The sequence below is a fragment of the Pirellulales bacterium genome, assembly GCA_036490175.1.
Taxonomy (GTDB): domain Bacteria; phylum Planctomycetota; class Planctomycetia; order Pirellulales; family JACPPG01; genus JACPPG01.
Map to the genome: position 1 here is coordinate 1 of DASXEJ010000114.1, position 3,514 is coordinate 3,514.

The 3,514-nt window shown below is 60.0% G+C and carries 2 protein-coding genes and 1 tRNA gene; all 3 read left to right on the forward strand.

Annotation, left to right across the window (positions count from 1 at the left end; genetic code table 11):
- Positions 1-65: 65 nt before the first annotated feature.
- Positions 66-138: transfer RNA gene (locus VGG64_08115), tRNA-Gly, on the forward strand.
- Between the two features lie 158 nt (positions 139-296).
- Positions 297-1,352, forward strand: a complete 1,056-nt coding sequence (locus VGG64_08120) for a tyrosine-type recombinase/integrase (GenBank protein HEY1599551.1) — start codon at positions 297-299, stop codon at positions 1,350-1,352.
- A gap of 1,225 nt (positions 1,353-2,577) precedes the next feature.
- Positions 2,578-3,264 carry a hypothetical protein gene (locus VGG64_08125; GenBank protein ID HEY1599552.1) on the forward strand — a complete coding sequence of 229 codons (687 nt, stop codon included), beginning with the start codon at positions 2,578-2,580 and terminating at the stop codon, positions 3,262-3,264.
- Positions 3,265-3,514 lie beyond the last annotated feature (250 nt).

Genomic DNA, 3,514 nt, shown 5'->3' on the forward strand with positions numbered 1-3,514 from the left:
ACGCCCCCAGCGGCACTAAACTGGCTCTCGCCAATCGTTTTGCAAATCCGCACGGGCGGAAGAGCGCGGGCGTAGCTCAGTTGGTAGAGCGCTAGCTTCCCAAGCTGGATGTCGAGGGTTCGAATCCCTTCGCCCGCTTTCGACTTACGATTTTCCTGGCAGGAAACCCTGGCAGGAAATGAAAGCTCTCCCGAGCCCGGTTGCTGCCGAGCTCGGGAGTAACGCAGCAGACCTTTCGATCCGCTGGTTGCCACCAGTAGTGACCACTTTTTGGTTTGGATCGGGAGGTCTGCTTTATGCCACGCCCGCGCAAGCCCTGGTATCGCCGCGACCGCAGCGCTTTCTACGTCGAATTCCAGGGCCGGCAAATTCTGCTGGCCAAAGGTCCGCCAGATGCGGAGACCCGGCAAGTTGCCGAGCAAAAGTTTCACGCCTTGATGGCCGAGTGTCTGGCCAACCCGCCGGTCGACGGCGGCAATCCGACCGTCGCATCGCTGGTCGACGCGTTTCTCGATTACTCGCAGAAACACGATGCCGAAAGCACGCACTATGAACGCAAGCTTTACCTGGAAAAGTTTGTTGACGATCGCGGCCGAAAATTGGTGCGCGACTGCAAGCCCTACGATCTGACGAGCTGGATCGACGCCCATTCGACTTGGCACAGCGACGCCACGAAATCCTACGCCGTGCGGACGGTCAAGCGAGCCTTCAACTGGGCAGTCGAGCAGGGACTGATTCCTCACAATCCCTTCGATCGAGTGCGGCAGCGTAGTGGCGGCCGGCGACGGCCTATGACCGAGGTTGAATTCAAGAGCCTGCTGAAGACGATCGGCCGACGCAGCCGCATCGGCGAATTGCTTCGATTCGTAGCGCTCACCGGCTGTCGCTCGGGCGAAGCTCGCCTGCTGCGCTGGCGCGAGGTGGACCTTCATTCCTCGGTCGCCTGCCTCAGCAAGCACAAGACAGCCCGGACGCTTCGAGAGCCCAAGCCCAGGGTCATTCGGCTGGTCGCTGATGCCGTGAAGCTGCTGAACCAAATCCGTCGCCGCAACGACCATGCGGATTTCGTGTTTGTCTCCAGCCTCAAGCGACCCTGGCGGCGCTGCTCGATTCAGCAAGCCATCCGGCGCGCTCGACGCGCGGCGAACCTGCCCGAGGACGTCGTCCTTTACGGCTTGCGCCATCGCTTCGGCACTGAATCGATTAAACACGGGAACGACCTCAAGACGACCGCCGAATTGATGGGGCATTCGACAACCCGGATGACGGAACACTACGTCCACTTCGCCGGCGAGGACGCGCACTTGGACGCGGCGACGCGGCGGGCAGCCAGCTGGGCAAAAGGTGCTTGAACGGAGCCCCAAGCTCGACCTGGGTACGTTGCCGCCGAGTCGGTTCTCCGGCGCGGGTCTCCGCGGCTGCGATGTATTCCTGGAGCGCGGATTTTTCGATGCGGTATACGCCGCGGCCCGCGCCCGGCAGTTTCCATGCCTTCAAATGGCCAAGCCGGATGGCATTGCGAATATGCCCATCGGCCACTCGAAGCGCTGCAGCAACCTCGCGCACCGTCAGCACGTCCGGAAGCTGCCGCCATATGCCCGCGGCCGGCAACGACTCATTGACTGAGGTGCAAACGCGTTCGGCTTGGGAATCTTGGTCGGACATGGCGAAAATCACCTTTCGACGCCGTGAGGCGCGTTTTTGGTGATCTTTCGCCGAGCCGGAGGTGGGTCACAACCGGTGCGGGGCTCATGCAAGCGTCTTTGCCTGCGGGCGTCAGCCGTCTCGCCGCCGGCGCCCACCCTAGGTCGAGCGCCCGCTCATGATGCGACTTCACGGCCTTGCCGATCGCTTTGCTTCGCTTCTGCTGGGGAAATCTGCGAACCGTTCTCGTCCGGATGAGCGCCGGCCGTTGCCAATAACTATCGTCCGCTTCCTTCGGCTTGGCAAGCAGATTTTCCCGGTCCAGAGCGCTGAAACGCCACGTCGGAGTGGCAGACTTCCTTTGCGGCGCGCTGCCCACGCCAGCTCCAGATCTGATGGCATCGTGGTTTTATCGATCGAGCTGCACTGCCAACCAGGCGGCAAACGCTCATCGGAGATTTTCTTTTTTTGCCGAATAGGTCGCACGCTGCCGACCGAGCTTGCCCAGAATTGGCGAACCGGCCGGGACTTGGCTAGACTTCTCGCTAGGAGACGGCTCGGTTGCCGTCGATCTAGAACCACCCGCAGGAGACACTTTCGAAGCCGTGCGTAGCCGCGGCAATGAAACAACTTGTACGACGCGTTAGCGTCGAGTTCTGCTTCCACAGAAACGACCAACCTGAGCCGCAAAGCTCTTGATGCAAAGAAGCAGTGCTTGACCTGCGCCCCGAAAGGGGCGTCGGGCCAGGTGCTGTTCTTTGCGCCCCTTGGTCGGGGTCTGTGGAGCGGCCTTGGTTTCGACGCCCTCTTTTTTGCGCCGTTTGCAACTGCTCTCACGCAGAGGTTTCAACAATGGCTCGGTCGCATTTTAGGATCTGGTTCGAAGATGAACTCCGCCGGCAAACGGGGAGGCGGCTACAGTGGCCACAGCTGATGCGAGCGCTTATACGTGACGAGGTCAATCGCATCCGCGAGGACGGCGCGCCATATGAGGGTGCCGCTGTGTTCATTGATCGTGATGCAGTCGCATCGGGTTACGCCGACCGGCCGGACCAGCATCGCGAAGACCTCTCGGTCTATCGGCTCTACACGCTTGTTCACCGGCAGGCGGCTGGTTGTTTGACGGTGGGAGACCAGCCAGTTTGGCTGGTGACATGCCAAGTGCCGAATCAAGGGCACTACTCTCGCAGAGCTGCTGACCTACTGGGTGTCAGACCGGATGGTTCTCTAGTAGTGTTCGAGTGCAAGGTGGCAAACAGCAGCGACACGCCATTTGTAGCACTACTCGAAGGGCTGGATTATTTAGCTCACTTGATGATCGACCAGAACTTCGAGCGGCTCGAACAAGGATTCGCTGAATGGCGCCATGGTCATGCAACACCGACTGGATTTGAGAACGTGTCCATGAATCTGAACGGGCGCCACTCAGTGACAGTTCTTGCGCCGCAGGCCTACTTTGACGCTCACCGCTTGGACTCCACGGGCATTGAGCAGGATTGGGAATTCCTCTGTGATCGACACTGGCACGCAGCACCGTGCATAGTTGAGCTCGAATTCGCCGTGACTGACTACACGGCTGCCCCATGCACGCCACTTCGCTTGTCTACCGTATCGCGATAAGGCGATCCACCGGGCCACCGCAAAGTTTCTCGAGGTGCTCAATGCGAATTAGCTTCGCTCGTGGGGACTTATTTGGAAATGCTGCAGCCCAGTGCGACGGCATCGCTGCCAGGGCAATCGCACGTTAATTAGCTGAAAAGCCGGCGTAAATGGCGTTGAGCACCTGCTCATCCCAGCCGGCGCGGAGTCGTTTGCCACGAATATTCTCTTTGAGGGTGGTGTCACGTTGCAGGATGTTCAACGCCATCCG